This is a genomic window from Blautia sp. AF34-10, assembly GCF_003477865.1.
In the GTDB taxonomy this organism is placed as follows: Bacteria; Bacillota; Clostridia; order Lachnospirales; family Lachnospiraceae; genus Fusicatenibacter; species Fusicatenibacter saccharivorans.
On the sequence record NZ_QUED01000006.1, the window covers coordinates 73,984 to 93,111 of the forward strand.

20 protein-coding genes and 2 pseudogenes are annotated in these 19,128 nt (G+C 49.6%); all 22 read right to left on the reverse strand.

Going from position 1 to position 19,128, the window contains the following annotated elements; genetic code table 11:
- Positions 1-66: 66 nt before the first annotated feature.
- On the reverse strand, positions 67-456 hold the full coding sequence (locus DWZ60_RS17880; RefSeq protein ID WP_243038216.1) for a 4Fe-4S binding protein: 390 nt from the start codon (positions 454-456) through the stop codon (positions 67-69).
- Position 457: 1 nt separating this feature from the next.
- Positions 458-946: an FMN-binding protein gene (locus DWZ60_RS05400; RefSeq protein WP_119221362.1), complete on the reverse strand. Its 489-nt coding sequence runs from the start codon at positions 944-946 to the stop codon at positions 458-460.
- Between the two features lie 12 nt (positions 947-958).
- The gene (locus DWZ60_RS05405) at positions 959-1,207 is read right to left on the reverse strand and encodes an FMN-binding protein (RefSeq protein WP_158576325.1); all 249 of its coding nucleotides are present in this window, start codon (positions 1,205-1,207) and stop codon (positions 959-961) included.
- On the reverse strand, positions 1,204-2,040 hold the full coding sequence (locus DWZ60_RS17885; protein ID WP_330422132.1) for an FMN-binding protein: 837 nt from the start codon (positions 2,038-2,040) through the stop codon (positions 1,204-1,206). The genes DWZ60_RS05405 and DWZ60_RS17885 overlap by 4 nt, the downstream gene beginning before the upstream one ends.
- Positions 1,926-2,999: an FMN-binding protein gene (locus DWZ60_RS17890; protein WP_119206753.1), complete on the reverse strand. Its 1,074-nt coding sequence runs from the start codon at positions 2,997-2,999 to the stop codon at positions 1,926-1,928. Before DWZ60_RS17890 ends, DWZ60_RS17885 begins: the two co-directional genes overlap by 115 nt.
- 2 nt (positions 3,000-3,001) lie before the next feature.
- Positions 3,002-3,631, reverse strand: a complete 630-nt coding sequence (locus tag DWZ60_RS21100; protein ID WP_442857792.1) for an FAD:protein FMN transferase — start codon at positions 3,629-3,631, stop codon at positions 3,002-3,004.
- Positions 3,610-4,164, reverse strand: coding sequence for an FAD:protein FMN transferase (locus tag DWZ60_RS21105; RefSeq protein ID WP_243036640.1), 555 nt, complete (start codon positions 4,162-4,164; stop codon positions 3,610-3,612). The genes DWZ60_RS21100 and DWZ60_RS21105 overlap by 22 nt, the downstream gene beginning before the upstream one ends.
- A gap of 246 nt (positions 4,165-4,410) precedes the next feature.
- Positions 4,411-6,663: a formate C-acetyltransferase gene (gene pflB / locus DWZ60_RS05420; protein ID WP_119221364.1), complete on the reverse strand. Its 2,253-nt coding sequence runs from the start codon at positions 6,661-6,663 to the stop codon at positions 4,411-4,413.
- A gap of 196 nt (positions 6,664-6,859) precedes the next feature.
- On the reverse strand, positions 6,860-8,740 hold the full coding sequence (locus DWZ60_RS05425; protein ID WP_119221376.1) for a DUF5696 domain-containing protein: 1,881 nt from the start codon (positions 8,738-8,740) through the stop codon (positions 6,860-6,862).
- 116 nt (positions 8,741-8,856) lie between these two features.
- Positions 8,857-9,208, reverse strand: a pseudogene (gene rsfS, locus DWZ60_RS20650) (ribosome silencing factor).
- Positions 9,209-9,810, reverse strand: a pseudogene (yqeK, locus tag DWZ60_RS05435) (bis(5'-nucleosyl)-tetraphosphatase (symmetrical) YqeK).
- A 12-nt stretch (positions 9,811-9,822) separates the two neighbouring features.
- On the reverse strand, positions 9,823-10,443 hold the full coding sequence (nadD, locus tag DWZ60_RS05440; RefSeq protein ID WP_117761491.1) for a nicotinate-nucleotide adenylyltransferase: 621 nt from the start codon (positions 10,441-10,443) through the stop codon (positions 9,823-9,825).
- A 67-nt stretch (positions 10,444-10,510) separates the two neighbouring features.
- The gene (gene yhbY / locus DWZ60_RS05445; protein ID WP_022462902.1) at positions 10,511-10,804 is read right to left on the reverse strand and encodes a ribosome assembly RNA-binding protein YhbY; all 294 of its coding nucleotides are present in this window, start codon (positions 10,802-10,804) and stop codon (positions 10,511-10,513) included.
- Positions 10,805-10,832: 28 nt separating this feature from the next.
- Positions 10,833-12,131, reverse strand: coding sequence for a GTPase ObgE (gene obgE, locus DWZ60_RS05450; protein WP_022462903.1), 1,299 nt, complete (start codon positions 12,129-12,131; stop codon positions 10,833-10,835).
- Between the two features lie 110 nt (positions 12,132-12,241).
- Positions 12,242-12,532 (reverse strand): 50S ribosomal protein L27, encoded by a 291-nt coding sequence (gene rpmA, locus DWZ60_RS05455; RefSeq protein ID WP_022462904.1) that lies wholly within the window; start codon positions 12,530-12,532, stop codon positions 12,242-12,244.
- A 4-nt stretch (positions 12,533-12,536) separates the two neighbouring features.
- Positions 12,537-12,857 carry a ribosomal-processing cysteine protease Prp gene (locus DWZ60_RS05460; RefSeq protein WP_055228163.1) on the reverse strand — a complete coding sequence of 107 codons (321 nt, stop codon included), beginning with the start codon at positions 12,855-12,857 and terminating at the stop codon, positions 12,537-12,539.
- 5 nt (positions 12,858-12,862) lie between these two features.
- Entirely contained in the window at positions 12,863-13,168 is a 306-nt protein-coding gene (gene rplU, locus DWZ60_RS05465; RefSeq protein ID WP_022462906.1) for a 50S ribosomal protein L21, read from the reverse strand.
- Between the two features lie 116 nt (positions 13,169-13,284).
- Complete coding sequence (locus tag DWZ60_RS05470) at positions 13,285-14,160, reverse strand: DegV family protein (protein ID WP_055267903.1); 876 nt, start codon at positions 14,158-14,160, stop codon at positions 13,285-13,287.
- A gap of 156 nt (positions 14,161-14,316) precedes the next feature.
- The gene (locus DWZ60_RS05475; protein WP_158576327.1) at positions 14,317-15,327 is read right to left on the reverse strand and encodes a type II CAAX endopeptidase family protein; all 1,011 of its coding nucleotides are present in this window, start codon (positions 15,325-15,327) and stop codon (positions 14,317-14,319) included.
- 27 nt (positions 15,328-15,354) lie between these two features.
- Positions 15,355-16,554, reverse strand: a complete 1,200-nt coding sequence (locus tag DWZ60_RS05480; protein ID WP_117508950.1) for a ribonuclease E/G — start codon at positions 16,552-16,554, stop codon at positions 15,355-15,357.
- Positions 16,547-17,254, reverse strand: coding sequence for a TIGR03936 family radical SAM-associated protein (locus tag DWZ60_RS05485; protein ID WP_117508951.1), 708 nt, complete (start codon positions 17,252-17,254; stop codon positions 16,547-16,549). The genes DWZ60_RS05480 and DWZ60_RS05485 overlap by 8 nt, the downstream gene beginning before the upstream one ends.
- Positions 17,238-19,103: a TIGR03960 family B12-binding radical SAM protein gene (locus DWZ60_RS05490; protein ID WP_117801112.1), complete on the reverse strand. Its 1,866-nt coding sequence runs from the start codon at positions 19,101-19,103 to the stop codon at positions 17,238-17,240. Before DWZ60_RS05490 ends, DWZ60_RS05485 begins: the two co-directional genes overlap by 17 nt.
- Positions 19,104-19,128: the final 25 nt, after the last annotated feature.

Below are 19,128 nucleotides of genomic sequence, written 5' to 3' on the forward strand. Positions count from 1 at the left end.
AAAAGACATCCCACGGGCTTGTTCCTCTTGCTTTCTGATAAACTCCTGCAAAGCAGCAAAGAGCAATCAGAAGCAGAATGCCGTATTTGACCAGCGCCAGTTTTTTGCCAGTTCCGGTTTGATGCGTATGGGCTTCTTTTTACGTTTCTTACAGATTATACCATAAATTGCATGCATTGCATCCCCCAGACTTCCAAAAGCGCATGCAAAACCGCAGAAAAATCTTCCGAATACGATCGTAAATGCACAGACAAGGAGCAGAGCCGACACAAACGCGGTCATCTCAATTTTTTCACCCTGTCCAAGCTGCGTAAAAATGTATTTCACTCCGTTAAATGCAGCGGTAAATACTGACGGAAGAAACAGGAAATATAAAAGCTGGATTCCGGCACGCAGGCAGGAAACGATCTGTTTTCTCTTCTTTGCCGGTAATGTGGATAGATCTAAATTTTTCATGTTATTTCTCCGCCTTTTCTATCGCTTCCTGCGCCGCATTTCTGATACCGGTGGAGCTGAATGTTGCTCCGCTGATCGTATCAACATCGGCGGACTGTGCCTCAATAATCTTTGGAATGATCGCCTCCGCGTTTGACAGATACGCACTGTCCTCGCCGTCGGCGGATGTGATGGCAAGATCGGTAATCTGGCCGCCCTCTACGGTTACTTCAACTGCAATGGTGCCGCCGAAGCCGTCAGCTTCACCGTCATACGTACCGTCCACGTACTGCCCTTCTGCTTCTGCTGCTTCACTTGCGGCCGTACCCGCCGTGTTGGATGCAGCTGCTGCGGCCTGCAGATTTTCCTTCTGAAGCTGGGTCGTCTCAAGCTCTGCCGAGAGCCGCGCGATCTGATCCTCTTTGTCTCTTTTATCGAGTACGGTATTGTAGCCGATCAGAACAGCAGCAATGACAGCGACATTCAAAAAACGAACAATCAATTGTCTCATCTGTTTTCCCCTTTATTGCGTTACTTTCGCAGCATCCAGCGCATTCCGGCATGCCTCAAGAATGGCTTTTGAGGAGCAGGTTGCACGGGAAACGGTGTCGATGTTTTCAAGCGTTCCGGTTTCCAGAATCTGAGCGGAAACGCCTTTGATTTTGGAGGTTCCTTCGGATGCGCGGCGGATGTAGGAGACATTCTGACTGTCTCCGTCACCGGTGATGTTGCTTAACGCTACGATTTTATCGTTTTCAATTGTTACCGTCACGGAAAGCTGATAAGCGGTAAAATCTTCATCTTCATCCGGCTCGCAGACGGCAATCGCTGTGTATTCGCCGTCCTGATAGATCTTTTGTTCCGGAGTTTCCGTCGGGGTTGGTGTTGGCGTCTCAGTTGGCTCCGGGGTTTCGGTCGGGTTGGTGTTTCCGTCGGTGTCGGAGTTACCGTTGGCGTCGGGGTTGGATTTTTCTTTTCCTCAGTTACGCGTTCTGCCTCTTTTAAAGCTTCCTTGATTGCCGCAAGAATTCCCCTGGAGCTGTAGGTTGCGCCGGAAACGGTGTCGACTTCCAGTGTCTGGTTTTTCACAACGTCCTTTGCTGTCTGTTTTGCGCGTTTTAAGAATGCTTCGTCATCTTCACTCTCGGTCACGAGAATTGCCTTGATCGTCTCATCCTGAATGACAACTGCCGTTGTAATGTCTCCCAGATAGCCCTCGCCGGTTCCGTAGTAAATGCCTTCCTCGTATGGGAATTTTCCTTCCGGAATCGTTGTGGTTCCGCCGCTGCTCGTTCCGTTATCCGGAACGGTCTCGCCGTTTGTTGCCTTCTTCGCATTTTCCAGCGCCTGTTTTACTGCGTTCTGGATGCCGCGGGAGCTGTACGTTGCGCCGGATACGAGATCCACATCGGTTTTCTGTCCGTCTACGATGCGGTCCGCTACGACTTTGGCACGGTTGAAGAATGTCTCGTCATCTTCGTTTTCCAGAATCAGTACCGCTTTGATCGTCTGATCCTGCAGGCTACCGCCACTTTGATGTCTCCCTGGAAACCGGCGGCCGTTCCGTAATAAATTCCGTCCTGATAAGGAAAACTTCCCTTGGATGCAGACGAGTTGTTATTGTTCTGGCCGTTATTCTGACTGTTGTTTCCGTTGTTTGTATTGCCCTGGCTTCCTCCGTTTGTACTGGAAGACCCGTTCACTGCCGCCTGACTTAAGGCACTCCGCACAGCTTCAATAATACCGCGGGAGCTGTATGTCGCGCCGGAGACCGTATCCACATTCGTACTCTGTGTTGAGATAATCGTCGAAATCAGAGAGGAAGCACTGGAAAGGTAGCTTGGCGTATCGCTGTTTTCCACAATATCAATCGAAGCAATTTTTCCGCCGCTGACAACAACACAGACTTTCATTGTGCCGCCAAATCCCGTTCCAGTTCCGTAATACGTTCCATCCCGGTAGGCAGCCGGCTCTTCAATTTTAGATACCGTAACTGTTCCGCCGCCTGCCGCTCCTGATGCGGATGCCGGTTCTGAAGTGTCCTCCTGACCGGTCAGTGCATTTTTCACGGCTGCAAGGATACCTTTTGAACTGAAAGTTGCACCGGAAACCGTGTCCACATCCACACTCTGGGATGCGATGATACGGTCGATAACTCCCTTTGCACGGTTCAGGAAAGCTGCGTCCTCGCCGGGGGCGCTTACAATCGAAATCGACTGAATCGTTTTGTCTTTCAATACGACAGAGACTGTAATCGTACCGCCAAAACCTGTTCCGCTTCCTTCGTACGTTCCGTCCGCCAGCTCAAAGCTGCCGGAACCGACGGCTGCGACAAGTTCTGCTTCGGTATCGGTTGTCTTTTTGGTATCGTCCTTCTTTTTTGTATCATCTTTCTTTTCCGCTGCATCGGTATCCTGTTCCGGCTCCGGTGTCACCAGTGCCTCCGGCTGCTCTACGGCGTAAACCGGTGCAGTGTAGCCATTCAGCGAAATACCGGCGCAGGCTGCTACGATAACTGCCGCGAGAGCCGGTGCAAATGCTGTCAGTTTTTTCCATTTTCCCATGGTTATGTATCACCGTCTTTCCTGATAATGTTTGTCTCGTGATCGGATGCGAAATCATCGGCAATTCCTTCGGTTACATACAGAACTCCGTCCTCATCCTCCAGAATGGTGTCAAATTCATCGCTGTGTGCACGCCAGTATTCAGCTGCCTTGTCCTTTCCCATGATGAAAAGAGAAGTAGAAAGGCCATCCGCCAGTGTTCCGTCAGCACTTACGATCGTCACCGACACCAGACCGTTATTTGCCGGATGACCGGTCGATGGGTCGATGATGTGATGATATTTCATGCCGTCCTGTTCGAAATACCGCTCATAGCCGCCAGAAGTAATAACCGCCCGGTCGGCCGTCGAGAGAATGCCGAGATAATCATCCTCCGCTTCCGGACTCTGCACGGCAACACGCCATTTGCTGCCATCCGTTTTCGTGCCGACAACCTGAACGTTTCCACCGAGGTTGATGAGCCCGCTCGTCACACCGCATTCCCGGTAAATATCGGCGATTCTGCCGGAGGTATAGCCTTTTGCAATTCCGCCGAAGTCGATTTTCATGCCGTCCTTGGCAAAGCTGATGGATGCGCTGTCCTTGTCGTAAAGGATATCATTGGCATCGGTCAGCGGAAGGAGGCTTTCGATCGTCTCATCCGAAGGATCGTATAATTTCCGGTTGTAAAACCCCAGGCGTCCATGATCGGATAAATTGCGATGTCGAAAACGCCGTTTGTGCTGTCATACAGATCCAGCGAGCGTTCCAGCAGATAGGTGGTATCCTCCGATAAGGTTCCGCCGCCGTTTGCATTGATCTGCGCTACTTCACTCGTCTCCTCTCCGGTCGACAGAAGTGCATCCAGCCGCTCAATCTCCTGCTGTGCCTGATCCACCGCCGTTTCTGCATTCGGACCATAGGCAGTGACCGTCATGTACGTATCCATAGCAAAAATATCTCGGCTGCTCGATGCATCTGCGGCATCGGAAGAAGCTGTGGATGATGCGGATTTCTGCGTGGAATTCTCTTCCGAAGCGTCAGAACTGCTCGAAGACTCCGAAACAGACGCCGGCTGTGTCTGACTTTCACTGCTCTCCGGCTGCGCTGCTGTCCCCGCACCGGAACATCCGCCGACCGTCATCACCATGGCAAGACAAAATGCTGCAACAATTTTCTTTTTCATAAATAAAACTCCATTTTTTCTTATGTTAGGAAATCCTAACTTTGGTATTATAACATTAACTCGTAACTTACGCTATGAATTACTTGATAAAAGTTTTTCAATTAGCGTTCTGCATCTGATAAATTTTCTCATTTTATGTACTCTAAATCAAGTGGATTTTACTGGAATTCAAGCAGCGATATACAAAAAGCCCCCACAGCCGCATTGCTGCGGCCGCGGGGGCTTTAGAAATAACATTTTCAGAAATTACATATGATCGTGGCAGGTACGTGCAATTACGTCCATCTGCTGCTCTTTTGTCAGGTCGATGAATTTAACTGCATAGCCGGATACACGGATCGTGAAGTTTGCGTACTCCGGTTTCTCCGGGTGCTCCATTGCGTCGATCAGTTTTTCGGTTCCGAATACGTTTACGTTCAGGTGATGTGCACCCTGCTCGAAGTATCCGTCCAGAACGTGTACCAGGTTCTCGGTACGCTCTTCGTCGTTGTGGCCAAGTGCGCCTGGGTTGATGGTCTGGGTGTTGGAGATTCCGTCCAGAGCGTCCTCATACGGCAGTTTTGCTACAGAGTTCAGGGAAGCAAGAAGTCCGCTCTTCTCTGCGCCGTAAGACGGGTTAGCTCCTGGAGACAGAGGCTCACCAGCTTTTCTTCCATCCGGCAGAGAACCTGTTGCTTTACCATATACAACGTTGGAAGTAATGGTAAGGATAGAGGTTGTCGGCTCGGAATCACGATAGGTATGGCAGTATTTCAGTTTGTCCATGAAGGTACGAAGCAGCCATACAGCGATCTCGTCTGCTCTGTCATCATCGTTGCCGTATCTTGGGAAGTCGCCGGTTGTCTCGAAGTCAACAGCCATTCCTTCTTCGTCACGGATAACTTTAACTTTAGCGTATTTGATTGCGCTTAAGGAGTCTACTACGTGAGAGAATCCTGCGATACCGGTTGCGAAGGTACGTCTTACATCGGTGTCAATCAGAGCCATCTCTGCTGCCTCATAGTAGTATTTGTCATGCATGTAATGGATCATGTTCAGAGTTCCAACGTACAGATGAGCCAGCCAGTCCATCATAACGTCGTATTTCTTCATAACCTCATCATAGTCCAGGTATTCGCCGGTGATCGGCTGATATTCCGGAGCAACCTGCTGTTTTGTCTTCTCGTCTTTACCGCCGTTGATCGCGTACAGAAGGCATTTTGCAAGGTTTGCACGAGCGCCGAAGAACTGGATCTCCTTACCGGTCTCGGTAGCAGATACACAGCAGCAGATGGAGTAATCATCGCCCCATACCGGACGCATTACATCATCGTTCTCATACTGGATGGAGCTTGTCTGTACAGAAATATGAGCTGCATATTTCTTGAAAGCTTCCGGAAGATTCTCAGAGTACAGAACAGTAAGGTTCGGCTCTGGGGACGGTCCCATGTTTTCCAGTGTATGCAGGAAACGGAAATCGTTCTTTGTAACGATAGAACGTCCGTCGATTCCCATACCGGCAACTTCCAGAGTAGCCCATACCGGGTCACCGGAGAACAGCTGATTGTAAGACGGAATTCTTGCGAATTTAACCATACGGAATTTCATTACCAGATGGTCGATCAGCTCCTGAGCCTCTTTCTCGGTCAGGATTCCTTTTTCGATATCTCTTTCGATGTAGATGTCAAGGAAAGTAGATACACGGCCAACGCTCATTGCAGCACCGTTCTGAGTTTTGATAGCTGCAAGGTATCCGAAGTACAGCCACTGAACAGCTTCTCTTGCGTTCTTAGCCGGCTCGGAAATGTCATAGCCATAGGACTGTGCCATAACTTTCATATCCTGCAGTGCTCTGACCTGGTCAGCGATCTCTTCTCTTAACTGGAAGTCACCACGACGCATTCCCTGACGATTTGTTGCAGCGAAGTCTGCTTTTTTGCGCTCGATCAGGTAATCAATACCGTACAGAGCAACACGACGGTAGTCGCCTACGATACGGCCACGGCCATAGGTATCCGGCAGACCGGTCAGGATTTTATTATGACGGGCTTTCATCATCTCTGGTGTGTAGATGTCGAATACACCCTGGTTATGTGTTTTGTGATATTTAGTGAAAATTTCATGAAGCTTCTCACTTGGTTTGTAGCCGTAAGTCTCGCAGGACTGCTCAGCCATTTTAATTCCACCATACGGCATAAATGCACGTTTCAGCGGTTTGTCTGTCTGAAGACCAACTACCTGCTCCAGATCTTTCATGCTGTCATCGATATATGCTGCGCCGTAAGCTGTGATTCCGCTTACAACGTCTGTCTCCATATCCAGAACGCCGCCTTTTGCACGCTCTTCTTTCTGGAGTTCCTGTAATTTGCCCCACAGACGGTCTGTAGCCTCTGTTGGTCCCTCCAGGAATTTCTCATCTCCGTCATATGGAGTATAGTTGTTCTGAATAAAGTCACGTACGTCGATGCCTTCTTTCCAGAGTCTTCCGGTAAAGCCATCCCACTGTTCAAATTCTCTCATTTGATTTGTTCCTTTCTGGTGTTATTTTGTTTCGTCACGCACCGGCATCTTCTTTGCACCGGGCATGAACACCTCCGCATGGATAATATAACAAATCTCTGCTTTCCGCGCAAGATATGCACTTGAAAAAATACAAGGAAAAAGCACAAAATCTTGTATTTTGACAAGAACAGACGCTACATGTGGCGCTTTTCTTTTATACTCCGTATCCGATCTCGTATGTCTGTTTTGTAAAGTCACAAATAACATACGTTCCATCGGAAAATTCACTTTTCTGAAGACTTCCATCTGCATGCAGGCACGTATGGCGTATGAGTTCACAGAACGCTGTTTTTTCATGGAGTTCTGTCACGACACGGCATCGTTTCGCCATCTCTGGAAGGCTGATTTTTTCTCCGTCGAAAGCTCCGTCTGTGTTCGGATATGCCCCGTCCCTTACCAGATACGGCGCGCCGCCAGCGAGAAGAGCGTACAGCATATAGTCTTCGTCTTTTGACACACGGTCCATCATCCACGGCTCGATGACACAGTCGTGGTATACCAGATTAAAGAGGGGCACAGGGATTCCCTTTTTCGGCGATTCTGCCGGCCGCAGCATAAAATCATACGGCGCATAATGGCAAAATACCAGATATGGAACTGCCCAGTCGCTGACCTCCTCGGAACTTGAGAGAATCCCCTGCGAGAGCAGCCAGGAGAAGCAGTTTCCGCGGTACGTATAGCAGTCTTTTCGCGTCATGACATGTTCTGGATTTGCACATTCATCGCCTTCATTGCAGGTAAAGACATCGAGGTATGCACCGTCAAGCCGGATTCCATTTTTCTTCAGCTCCGCGAAATTTCGTTTCACATAAAACGGCGCCTGCGTTGCACAAAGATAGCTCTGCGGGCCGCCTGCCCAGTGACTGTGCCCCGGCACGGTTCCATCCACAAGACGGCACGCATAATTTTCATCGTAGCTTGGCGCTGCATGGTAATAGTCGCGGTACTGATCGTGAATGCCAAACTGATAGCCAAAATCATGCATCGTATCCACAAGAGATTTCATGCCTTTCCAGCCGCCGGCCTCTTTACATGCCGGGGTATAGTCCGGATGCTGATTGTCATAACCCGACTCAGCCCAGCCGTCCAGATGAAGATACACCTTTTTCATACCAAGATCATGAATCGCTTTCATTTCCTGCTCGCGCACAGAAAACGGCACGACACGGTTGTTTTTTTCCGGATTCTGCGGATCGAAAAAGCCGGACTCCGGCTGCACAAACGTCTTGATTCCTGTATGTATAAAACACGTTCCCGCAAGGTCGCGAATGGATGGGTTCTGTACCGCCTTTTCTTTTAACGTACGAAGATGCCCCTGCTCCCGCACATACCGGCGGTATATTTTACAGAGATCGTTATAATCGCAGTCGTTTCGGAAAGTATACCGGAATATGCGGCGGTACTCCATTTTCCCCAGGCTTGGCTCCAGCCATGCCCCCACGCTGGTATACGGGCCGCCTGCCGGATGCTCTGCCTGATAACCGGCGTTCCACGGTGTTGTACAGATCGCTGTATAGCCGCATCTTTCCTTCACCTGGCCAAACCACGGCATATAGCCGCCGGAGGTCTCAAATCTGCCGTCAAACGAAAGCTTTCCAAGTTCCGTCTTCCAGGTATTCGGAATCAGAAGTCCCTGTCCCTCGGTAAGGAGTGTATACCAGTCATCGCGCCCGTTTGTAAACTCCATTGCCGTCGGCCACAGCACCTTTACCGGATGCAGTCCCTCCTCGCAGAGCGGAATCCACTCCATCCAAAATGTTTCATCCACAGCTTCGATCCAGATAATCGTCTCGAAGGCATACGGTGTTCCCGCAAATCCCGCATAACGGCTCCGGATGCCGCATCCGACGCCGAAGGAATAGACCTCATGGGAAATCTCCTCTGCATCCAGGAAACGGTATGTTCCCTCTGCAAAAATCAGTTCCGGTGTCTTTTTCGGATCCGTATTCCAGACAACGCCGTCTTTTTCGATCCTAAGTCCCAGCGTCTCTTCATCGAGCATCACAGCAAGCGATCCGCTTTCTATTTTTTTCATCGTGTGATATTCCCCTTTTTCTTTATCATATGCGTTCCAAACACCAGAAAGGCGCAGAGAACCCGTCCGCCTTTCTCTGCACGGTTCCGGATTTTCTGCGCCTTTTTCCACCTAACTTACATAATCTCTTCTTTTTCTACGACTTTACCGTCTCTCCAAATTCTCTCCAGATCGTAGAACAGGCGGTTCTCCTCATCAAAGATGTGGATGACAACATCGCCGTAGTCCATCAGAATCCAGTTTGCGGTCTGATAGCCTCGATCTGTTTTGGATGTACGCCGGCCTTTCCGAGTACCTCCTCCACGTTGTCTGCCATTGCCTGCACCTGGTTACGGTTGCTTCCGCTGGCGATCATGAAATAATCTGCAGGGTAGAAACATGGGTAATGTCCAGAATGCGGACATCCATTGCTTTTTTATCTTCCAGTGCTTCCAGTGCAAGTTTTGCAGTCTGTTTTGCTTCGCTCATTTATACTTCCTCCTTTGCCGTCCGTTCCCGGTGCAGTGCCTCATAGAACTGATATGCCTGCTCCGTCATCGGGTCCATCGTCTTCGGGTTTTCCGACAGATACGCCATACTGTCTTTTAAAATTTCATACATGCATTCGTCGATATCGGTGAATGCCAGCTTCCGAGGCGGGTAAGATGAGGCGCCTTGTTTCGTGCCGGCTCGATATAATCTGCGATATAGATGATCTTCTCCAGCAATGTCATATCTTCTTTTCCTGTCGTATGCCAGGTGATGGCGCTTAAGATCTCCGGATCTTCCACCTTATACTTGTCCTTCGCCAGAAATGCACCGAGCTTGGCATGGATCAAAAACGGATTGTTCCGCTCAAACTCAGTGATTTCAATCTTATTTTTCTCACACATGGTGATTTTTTTCTTATTCGGAATGCATTTTGCACAGTCGTGAAGCAGTCCCGCGACACGGGCTTTTTCGAGATCCTCGCCCCATACCATCGCCATGGATGCTGCGGTAAACATCACACCGAGCGTGTGATGATAGCGGTCTTCATCGACTTCCTTCTGGAGTTTTTTGTCCAGTTTCCATAAATCGTACTGTTCCATCCTGCTCTTCCTCTAATCCTGATAGATTTTCTGCTCCTGAATGTAGGAAATCACAGAATCCGGCAGATAGTATTTCACGGATTTTCCTTCCCGGATCCATTCCCGCAGTTCGTGGGAAGAAACATCCAGATTCGGTGTGTCGAGTTTCAGAAAGGTACCGTGAAGTTTTTTTGCATTTCGTTCCATACAGGCCAGAAGCTCTTTCTCTTTTGCCCGATCCCTGGTCGCCACAAGGATCTTTGCCGCGGCGCAGATCCGCTCTGGATTTTTCCACTCATCAAAATAGAACAGGGAATCCGCTCCAATGATAAAGTAAAACTCCGTGCACGGATGTTCCTTCCGCATCGCCTCAAGCGTCCGATAACTGTAGGTATAGCCCTCATCTTTCATCTCTTTGGTGCAGAGCACAAAATGCGGATTGGATGCGATGGCACGGCGCACCATCTCGACACGCTGTGCATCCTTTGCCCGTCCCGCCCGGTTCCGCTTATGTGGCGGATTTCCGGCCGGAAGGAACCAGACTTCATCAAGCCCGAACTGCTCGTACGCCGCCTCGCCAAGGATCAGATGACCGATATGAATGGGATCGAATGTGCCTCCCATAATGCCAATTTTTCTGTTTTTCTTTTCCATACGTTTTCCTCAAAAAGCGCCGGAACTGCAGCGGTATGCTCCGGTCCCGGCGGTTCTTTCCTGCGGATTATTTCGGAAGCTGAATTTTCTTTTTCTCTTTTTTGCCCTCTTTGTACAGCACGATCTTTTTGCCGATCACCTGTACGACCTGGGAATTGGTGCGTTCTGCCAGAACTTCTGCGATCTCTCTTGGATCATCGAGGCAGTTCTGCAGTACATTGATTTTAATCAGTTCTCTCGCCTCAAGTGCCTCTGCTACAGCAGCGGTATGCTCCGGCGTGATGCTGCTTTTTCCTACCTGCAGGATCGGTTCCATGGTCATGGCAAGGCCTTTCAGGTATGCTCTCTGCTTGCTGGTCATACGTCTCCTCCTTCGTTATTTATTCGTTCTATTTATAATAATCAAATTCAAATCCATACATCTTGACGGTATCGCCTTCCTGGATGCCGGCCTGCTCGAGTTCGTCTAAGATACCGGTATCTTTTAAGAACCGCTGGAAGAAAGCAAAACCTTTCTCGGAATCCAGATTGGTGTAGCCGAGCATTTTCTCGATCTTCGGTCCCTCGATGATGAAGCGGTGCTCGTCCTCCGGGTCCTGCTCGACGGTGTACGGCAGGTTCTCGGCAAGAAGCATATCCTCCGGGAAGAATTCCTGCTCGAAGACCATACGCTCTTTCGGAAGCTCATCGAGTTTTTTCTGTACGGCATATAAAAGCTCTTTTAAGCCTTTTCCGCTGACGGCAGAAATCGGATAAACCGGGATGCCTTTCGGCTCGAACTCTTTTTTCAGACGTTCCACCGGATCCTCTTCGCCCTCTTCTACATAGATCGCATCGGTCTTATTGGCCGCGATGATCTGCGGGCGTTTTGCGATCTCCGGGTTATAGGCTTCGAGCTCTTTGTTGATCTTGTTGATATCATCCACCGGATCTCTTCCCTCGGTCGATGCAACGTCTACTACATGGATCATCACGCGGGTTCTCTCGATGTGGCGCAGGAATTCATGGCCGAGGCCGACTCCTTCCGATGCACCCTCGATCAGTCCCGGGATATCTGCGATAACAAATCCGCTGCAGCCCTCAAGGTCTACGACACCGAGGTTCGGGGAAAGTGTGGTAAAGTGATAATTTGCAATTTTCGGTTCTGCATTTGTCACGCGGGAAAGCAGGGTCGATTTTCCAACGTTCGGGAAACCGACGAGTCCGACGTCCGCGATGACTTTCAGTTCCATTCTTACTTCCAGCTCCTGTGCCGGCTGGCCTGGCTGGGCGTATTTCGGAACCTGCATGGTAGCGGTTGCGTAATGCATATTTCCGTTTCCGCCTTTTCCGCCTTTTAATACAACCTGACGGCGGTTTTCACCGGACATATCTGCGATGACTTTTCCGCTCGCAGCGTCCATAATGACGGTTCCTTCCGGTACTTTCAGGACAATATCTGCGCCGTTTCCGCCATGGCATCTGCGTTTTCCGCCCGGCTCGCCGTCGGTAGCAGAAAACTTTCTTCTGTGGCGGTAATCAACCAGTGTATTCAGTCCTTCGTCAACTTCAAAAATAACGTCTCCGCCTTTGCCGCCATCGCCGCCGTCCGGCCCGCCGTTCGGTACAAAAAGCTCTCTGCGGAAACTGACATGTCCGTCTCCGCCCTTACCGGAGCGGATCAGAATTTTTGCTCTGTCTGCAAACATGGTATTCTCCTGTCTTGTTTTATCTAAATCCAAATCGGTCTGTTGGACCTTTAATTATTATTAACAAAAACGGCTTCAAACCTCTTAAGATTTGAAGCCGCACCTTTGTCTTACTCTTCTGTTGCTACCGGATATACGGAAACCTGTTTTTTGTCACGTCCTTTTCTTTCGAAAGCTACGCGTCCGTCAACCATAGCGAATAAGGTATCGTCTTTTCCGATTCCTACGTTCACGCCTGGATGAATCTTGGTTCCACGCTGTCTGTAAAGAATGTTTCCAGCCTTTACAACCTGTCCGTCAGCTCTTTTTGCTCCTAATCTCTTGGACTCGGAATCTCTACCGTTCTTGGTAGAACCAACTCCTTTTTTATGAGCGAAAATCTGAAGGTTCATATTTAACATGGTATTACACCTCCTTGAATGCGATCTCTAAGTATTGTGCTCCATAATCGCGGCGGATACTTTCGAGGCCCAGCAAAAGTGATTTTACAAGAAGTGCGGTACTTTCAGAATACCCATTCGGGAATGAAAAATACACGTATCCATCTCCAGCTTCACTTATAATCAGATCCTCTGTCAATGTTTCCACGGAATTTACGGTGTTTACAATCAGTGCGGAGACAGCGGCACAGATAATATCCTGCCCTTCCTCTGCATAGCCTGCATGACCGTTTGACTCCACGGAGATGTACTCGCCGTCAGACTCTGTTACGGTTATACAAATCATAAGACTTAAGCGTTGATTTTTTCAATCTTCACTTCAGTGTACTGCTGTCTGTGACCGTTTTTCTTATGATAACCAGTTTTTCTCTTATACTTGTAAACGATAACTTTTTTGCCTTTACCGTTTCCAACTACAGATGCGGTTACGGATGCATTTTTAACGTCCTCGCCAACTTTCAGTCCGTCATTGCTTACTGCAAGTACCTGATCAAAAGTTACGGTTTCTCCAGCTTCAACGCCAAGTTTCTCTACTCGGATAACATCGCCTTCAGCTACCTTGTACTGTTTACCACCTGTTGCAATAATTGCGTACATATGGCACCTCCCTATCAATTACTCGCCAGATTTGGTGGTCTTTCGACTCTTTTACCTCTCTGTGCGGCATACTTCTACAATATATCATCACGTCTGCTGTTTGTCAATAGTATTTTTCAGGAAATTGCAGATTTTTTTTCACATGCAATTGCCAGTGCGCCAGGTCCGATGTGGCAGGCAACGCTTAAGGACAGCGGATGCGCATCGACTTCAAAATCCGGGAAGGCTTCTTTTACTTCGACAATCCATCCATCGATTACTTCTTTGTCGTTTGCGGTATAGGCAATGTGAAGTCCCATGATGCCGGCTGCACGCTCTTTTGCGAAGCGTTTGTCCATATCTTTTTTCATAGCCTTGATCATGGCTTTCTTTGCCTGTTTCACACCGCGCGCTTTTTCAAACGCGTCAAGCTTCTCTCCCTGGATCGTCAGCACCGGTTTGATATTTAAAACGGTTCCGATCATGGCTGCTGCCGGCGTAACGCGGCCGCCTTTTTTCAGGTATTTTAACGTATCTACCATAATATAGATACTTGCATCCAGCGCATCCTCTTCCAGAATTGCTTTAATGTCTTTTGCTGCCACGCCGCGGTTTGCCATTTTCTTTGCATCCAGAACAGACTGCTGCTGCGTAACGGAGATTCTCTGGTTGTTGACAACCTGCACTTTTCCTTCGTAGTCCTCGGACAGCACGGTCGCTGTATCACAGGAGGTGGAAAGGCCGCTTGACATCGGAATGTAAACAATGTCATCGTACTCTTCGAGAATTTTGTTCCAGAAATCCATCAGATCTCCCGGAGACGGCTGAGATGTGGAAACAGCCGCATCCTCTGCCAGAATCTCGTAAAACTGTTCCTGTGTCAGGTCGATATCCTCAAACTGGATTTTTCCGCGCATGAAGAAAGGCATCGGAAGGACAAAAACGCCCAGCTCTTTCGCCTGACTCTGTGTAATACCGCTGTTGCTGTCGGTAGCAATAGCTGTTCTTGCCATAGTTCTTATTCCTGCTGTCTCTTGTTAGAGAAACAGCTTTTCCTTTCTGTAATATCGTGTAACGCTTGATTTGCTGTTATTCTATCATAAATCGTACCTGTTTTCTACCCGGCTTGGACATTTCTGCAAAATTGCCCAAACTGCTTTTGATTCTTTTTACATCATACCAATACCAAAGAAAAACAGTCCGCCAAGGATCAGCAGAATGGTCGGAATTACGATTTTTGCAATGGTCTTTTTTCTTCTCTCCTTCGGGAAAAATCCTTCGCTTTTTGTCTGCTGGTACATCAGAAGACGGCTTCCCATATAAAGACCGATCGGCATCAGCGCCGCTTCGATCAGATACATGCCGATGTACGTTTCCGTTGCGTATCCGCTGCCTGCTGCTGCGTTCCCCTGCGAGAACATATAGAGGAAGCTTGCCGCAATGCTCGCCACAATCGTCGATGCGTTATGGACGAAATGAAACAGCGAGCTGTAAAACATGTTGTCGGTCTTCATCCGCACATACGAGAGAACGATTCCCATCATCATCATCGGAAGAAAACGGACGATGCTCATGTGGAAAGCGCCAAAATAAACGCCCATCAGAAGCAGCATCACCCATTTCTTTTTGATTCCGCGCAGGCTGTACTGCAGAAGACCGCGGTGCAGTGCTTCTTCACAGATGGCCGGTGTCAGCGCAACGACAAGCAGCTCGCCGAAATAGGAAAGGCCCGCCATACTGCTGTCCATGGATTCCGAGAGGCTTGCGTATTCCTGCGGGAAAATCCATTCCATCAGAAGGAAAAGGGCAAGCACACCGCGGTACGTCACATACCACATCAGAATGGTTCCGAGGATTCCGGCTCCATCCGGCTTTTTTAATGGGAACACTTCTTTTAACGGAATATGAAGTGCCCGTACGACGAGAATGGATCCGATCAGGAATACAATGATCTCGTCCAGCGCATTTCCATACATCCCTCCTGCAAGAACCAGCGGAATTCCGGCGAGATTAAAAAGAACCATCAGAAAGGCAAACACCAGCAGGCCCTGCCATGGTTTCAGTATCTTTTCTTTTTCCGCCGGATGCGGCCGTTTTGCCGGCATCTGGTTTCGAAAGGGTTCGTAAAGATATGGGGTATCATTTTCATTGAGGTGAATCGGTTTCTTTTGTGGTTCCATATTCATTCCTCCTTTGTAAGGTCACTGTCATTTCATCTGTTCTGCCAGCGGCCGGCGGATTTTCTTTCTCGTCAGTTCCACGAGATGAAGCGCCGTCATATCCACAACTTTGGTCGGAACGGGATCTTCCCGCACAAGACCCTGCAGGAAGCCGAGAAGGCGCTCCTCCTGCTCTTTTTCCGGCATGTTGATAAAGTCAACCAGGATCAGACCGGAAATCCCGCGCAGGCGGATCTGGCGGGCGATTTCGCGGGCTGCCTCCTGGTTTACGCTGTACAGAAACGTATTTTTCCGTCCGCCGAGCTGCTTTCCGCTGTTCACATCGATCGCGGTCAGCGCTTCGGTCGGTTCGATCACGAGGAATCCGCCGGAAGGCAGATCCACACGTTTGTCGAGTGCCTGTTTTACGTGATTTTCGAGATTTTCTTTCTTTGTCAGTGTGGTAAGCTGATCCTCATACCAGGTCAGGCGGCAGTCGTGAAAATCATGGCGCTCCAGATATTCTCTGCAGATCTCATACGTTTCTCTGTCATCTGTCACAAGTTCTGAAACTGACGGTGCATACCGTTTGACGAGCTCCGGCACGGCATCTGACGCCCGATACAGGCAGGAGTACAGGCTCCGCATCGTTCCATACTGGACAATCCGCGCGAGTTTTTCGGACAGCTCGAGATATTCCTGCCGGATCTCTTCTTCCGAAGCATCAGCGGATGCGGTGCGGAAGATCACGCCAAACGGAAGGCTTCCGCCGGAAAGCTCTGGAAACATCCGGCTTCCCAGTTCTTTTAACCGTTTTTTCTGCTCCGGCAGAAGGCGTCCCGAGCATGAGATTTCCGGCTTTCCATAATAGAGCGCCAGGGCACTTCCCGAAAGAGAAAGTTCTGCTGTCGCCGACGGAAGCTTCGTTTTCTGCGCTTCCCGCTGGATCTGCACGACAATTTCATCTCCGACATGCAGTTCCGTTCCCGGTGCTTTTTTCAGAAGATACCCTTCTTTTACACGGGACAGATCAAGAAAACAGCTCTGCTGCTCCGCAAACGAGACAAATGCCCCGCGGATCCCGGGCGCCAGTTTTTCCACCCGGCCGACATAGATATTGCCAAGCAGCGTTTCCTTCTCCCTGCAGAGGGCCGTCAGTTCGACCGGTTTTTCTCCTTCCACCAGCGTGTGTACCAGGTAATCTTTTCCCTCCCACGGCAGATGGGCAATGACAACTCGTTTACTCAACTTCTTCTCCTAATGCTTCCAGCGGAACCAGCTTTCGCTCTTCTTCCGTTCCGATATCTGCGTAAACTTCCTCGCGCAGAATCGTGTATGCAAACGGCGGCAGTTCAACCCCGCACCATTTGCAGAACGCTTCCATCACGAGCTCCGGTTTCAGGTTCGAAACACTTCCGGTGGAGAGCTGCATCCAGACACCACTTTTCTTTGCTTTCATATCGTAAATCCATGGGCGGATATCGGTCAGCTTTTCGCTTCGTTTTGTCTTTCGCATGATCTCAATCTGCGGAAGTGCAAAAAACACCGGTACTTTCGTTTCCAGATCAATCTCCGGCATTTTTCCCTCGCGGAACTGCACGAGATAATCGGCTCCTGCTACGAGAGACATTGCCTTGCTTGCTTTTCCATCCGGCACATGGCGGGCGGAAAGCACTTCCATTCCCTCAACCATCGTCGCATTCAGACGTTTTACAATCTCGTCGGTTTTCATATCTTCCGCGAGCACCATATCGAAATATTCACCGGTGCTGCTGATGCCGACACCGAGCGGAGAAGCAAACGACAGCAGCATGTGCGGGCTGAAGCCCTCGGAATAAGCGATCGGAAGTTCTGCACGGCGGATTGCTTTCTGGAAGTAACGCATCACATCCAGATGACCCACAAATTTCATCACACCTGTTTTGGCAAACTTAATTCTGATTTTCATAGCAGACACCTCCTCCGAATGATTTTGCTCCGCAGCCGGAACACTGCATCTTACAGTTCGGGGTAACGGTTTCTTTCTGTGCCCGCTCCCATTCGCGGATCAGGAATTTTTTCGTCACGCCGATATCAAGGAAATCCCACGGAAGGATCTCATCGGTGCTGCGCTCACGGCAGGCATAGAACGAAACGTCAATGCCGGTCTCTGCAAACGCTTCTTCCCAGGCATCTTTCCGGAAATACTCGGACCAGGCATCGAAAATAGCACCTTTTCTGTACGCTTTTTCAATAACTTCGGCACATTTCCGGTCACCGCGTGCAAGGAATCCCTCCAGAAGGGAAATATCTGCCTCATGATAAATGTAACGGATGCTCTTCTGATTCAGCTGTGCGCGGACCTCTGCCTTTACAATCGCCGCTTTGTCAAGAAACTCCCTCTCCGTGTTCATCGGTGCCCACTGGAACGGGGTGAACGGCTTCGGGATAAAGAACGAGGAGCTTGCCGTAATCTGGCATTTTCCGTTTCTCTGGTCTTTCGGAATCTCATAGTAACGCTCTGCGATCTTTTCCGCCAGATGCGCAATTCCTTTGATATCATCCTCGGTCTCGGTCGGAAGGCCCAGCATGAAATACAGTTTTACTTTATTCCAGCCGCCCTCAAACGCTTTTCCGGCTCCGTCGAGAATGACTTCCTCGGTCAGACCTTTATTAATAACATTCCGCATCCGCTGGCTTCCCGCCTCCGGTGCGAAGGTCAGGCTGCTCTTTTTGATATCCTGTACCTTGCTCATGACATCGAGGGAAAATGCGTCGATTCGAAGAGACGGAAGGGAAATATTGACACCTTTTTCCGGGCAGCTGTCGATCAGATAGTTGACAAGCTCCGGAAGATGGCTGTAATCACTCGAGCTCAAAGAACTCAACGAAATCTCATCGTGGCCGGTATTGCGCAGCATATGGGTCGCAAGTTCTTTTAACTTCTCCACATCGCGCTCTCTTGTCGGACGGTACACCATACCCGCCTGGCAAAAACGGCAGCCGCGGATACAGCCGCGCTGGATCTCCAGAACGACACGGTCCTGTGTTGCCTTGATAAACGGCACGACCGGTTTCTCCGGATACGTTGCCTCGGTCATATCCATGACGAGCTGTTTTTTGATCTTTTCCGGTGCTTCCGGAATGGACGGCGTAAAGGCCGCGATCGTTCCGTCCTCGTGGTACGTTACTTCATAAAACTGCGGTACGTAAATACCAGGGATCCGGCATGCCTTTTTCAGGAAATCCTGACGGGTTCCGCCGTTCTTTTTATTTTCCAGATACGTGTCAAAAAGCTTGTCGTACACAACCTCGCCCTCTCCGATGTAAAACAGATCGAAGAACGGAGCGATCGGCTCCGGATTGTACGTACACGGGCCGCCGCCGATAACGATCGGGTCCTCGTCGGTACGCTCCACCGCATGCAGCGGGATTCCGGCAAGGTCGAGCGCCTGCAGAACGTTCGTATAACACATCTCATACTGCAGGGTGATAAACAGGAAATCCTCGTTTTTCACCGGCTCCTGGGATTCCAGGCCGAACAGCGGAATGCTCTGTTCCCGCATCACGCGGTCCAGATCCGGCCATGGGGAATAGACACGCTCACACCACATGTCCTCACGTTTGTTAAACATATCGTACAGGATCTGGATGCCAAGGTGGGACATACCGATCTCATACACATCCGGGAACAGGAATGCGCCGCGCAGGGCTACTTTCTCTTTGTCTTTTACGACACTGTTGAATTCATTTCCAATGTATCGCGCAGGCTGCTCAATCTGGAGCAGCACTTCTTCTGGCAATGCTAATTTTCTCATGCAATTCTCTCACTTGTTCTTATTT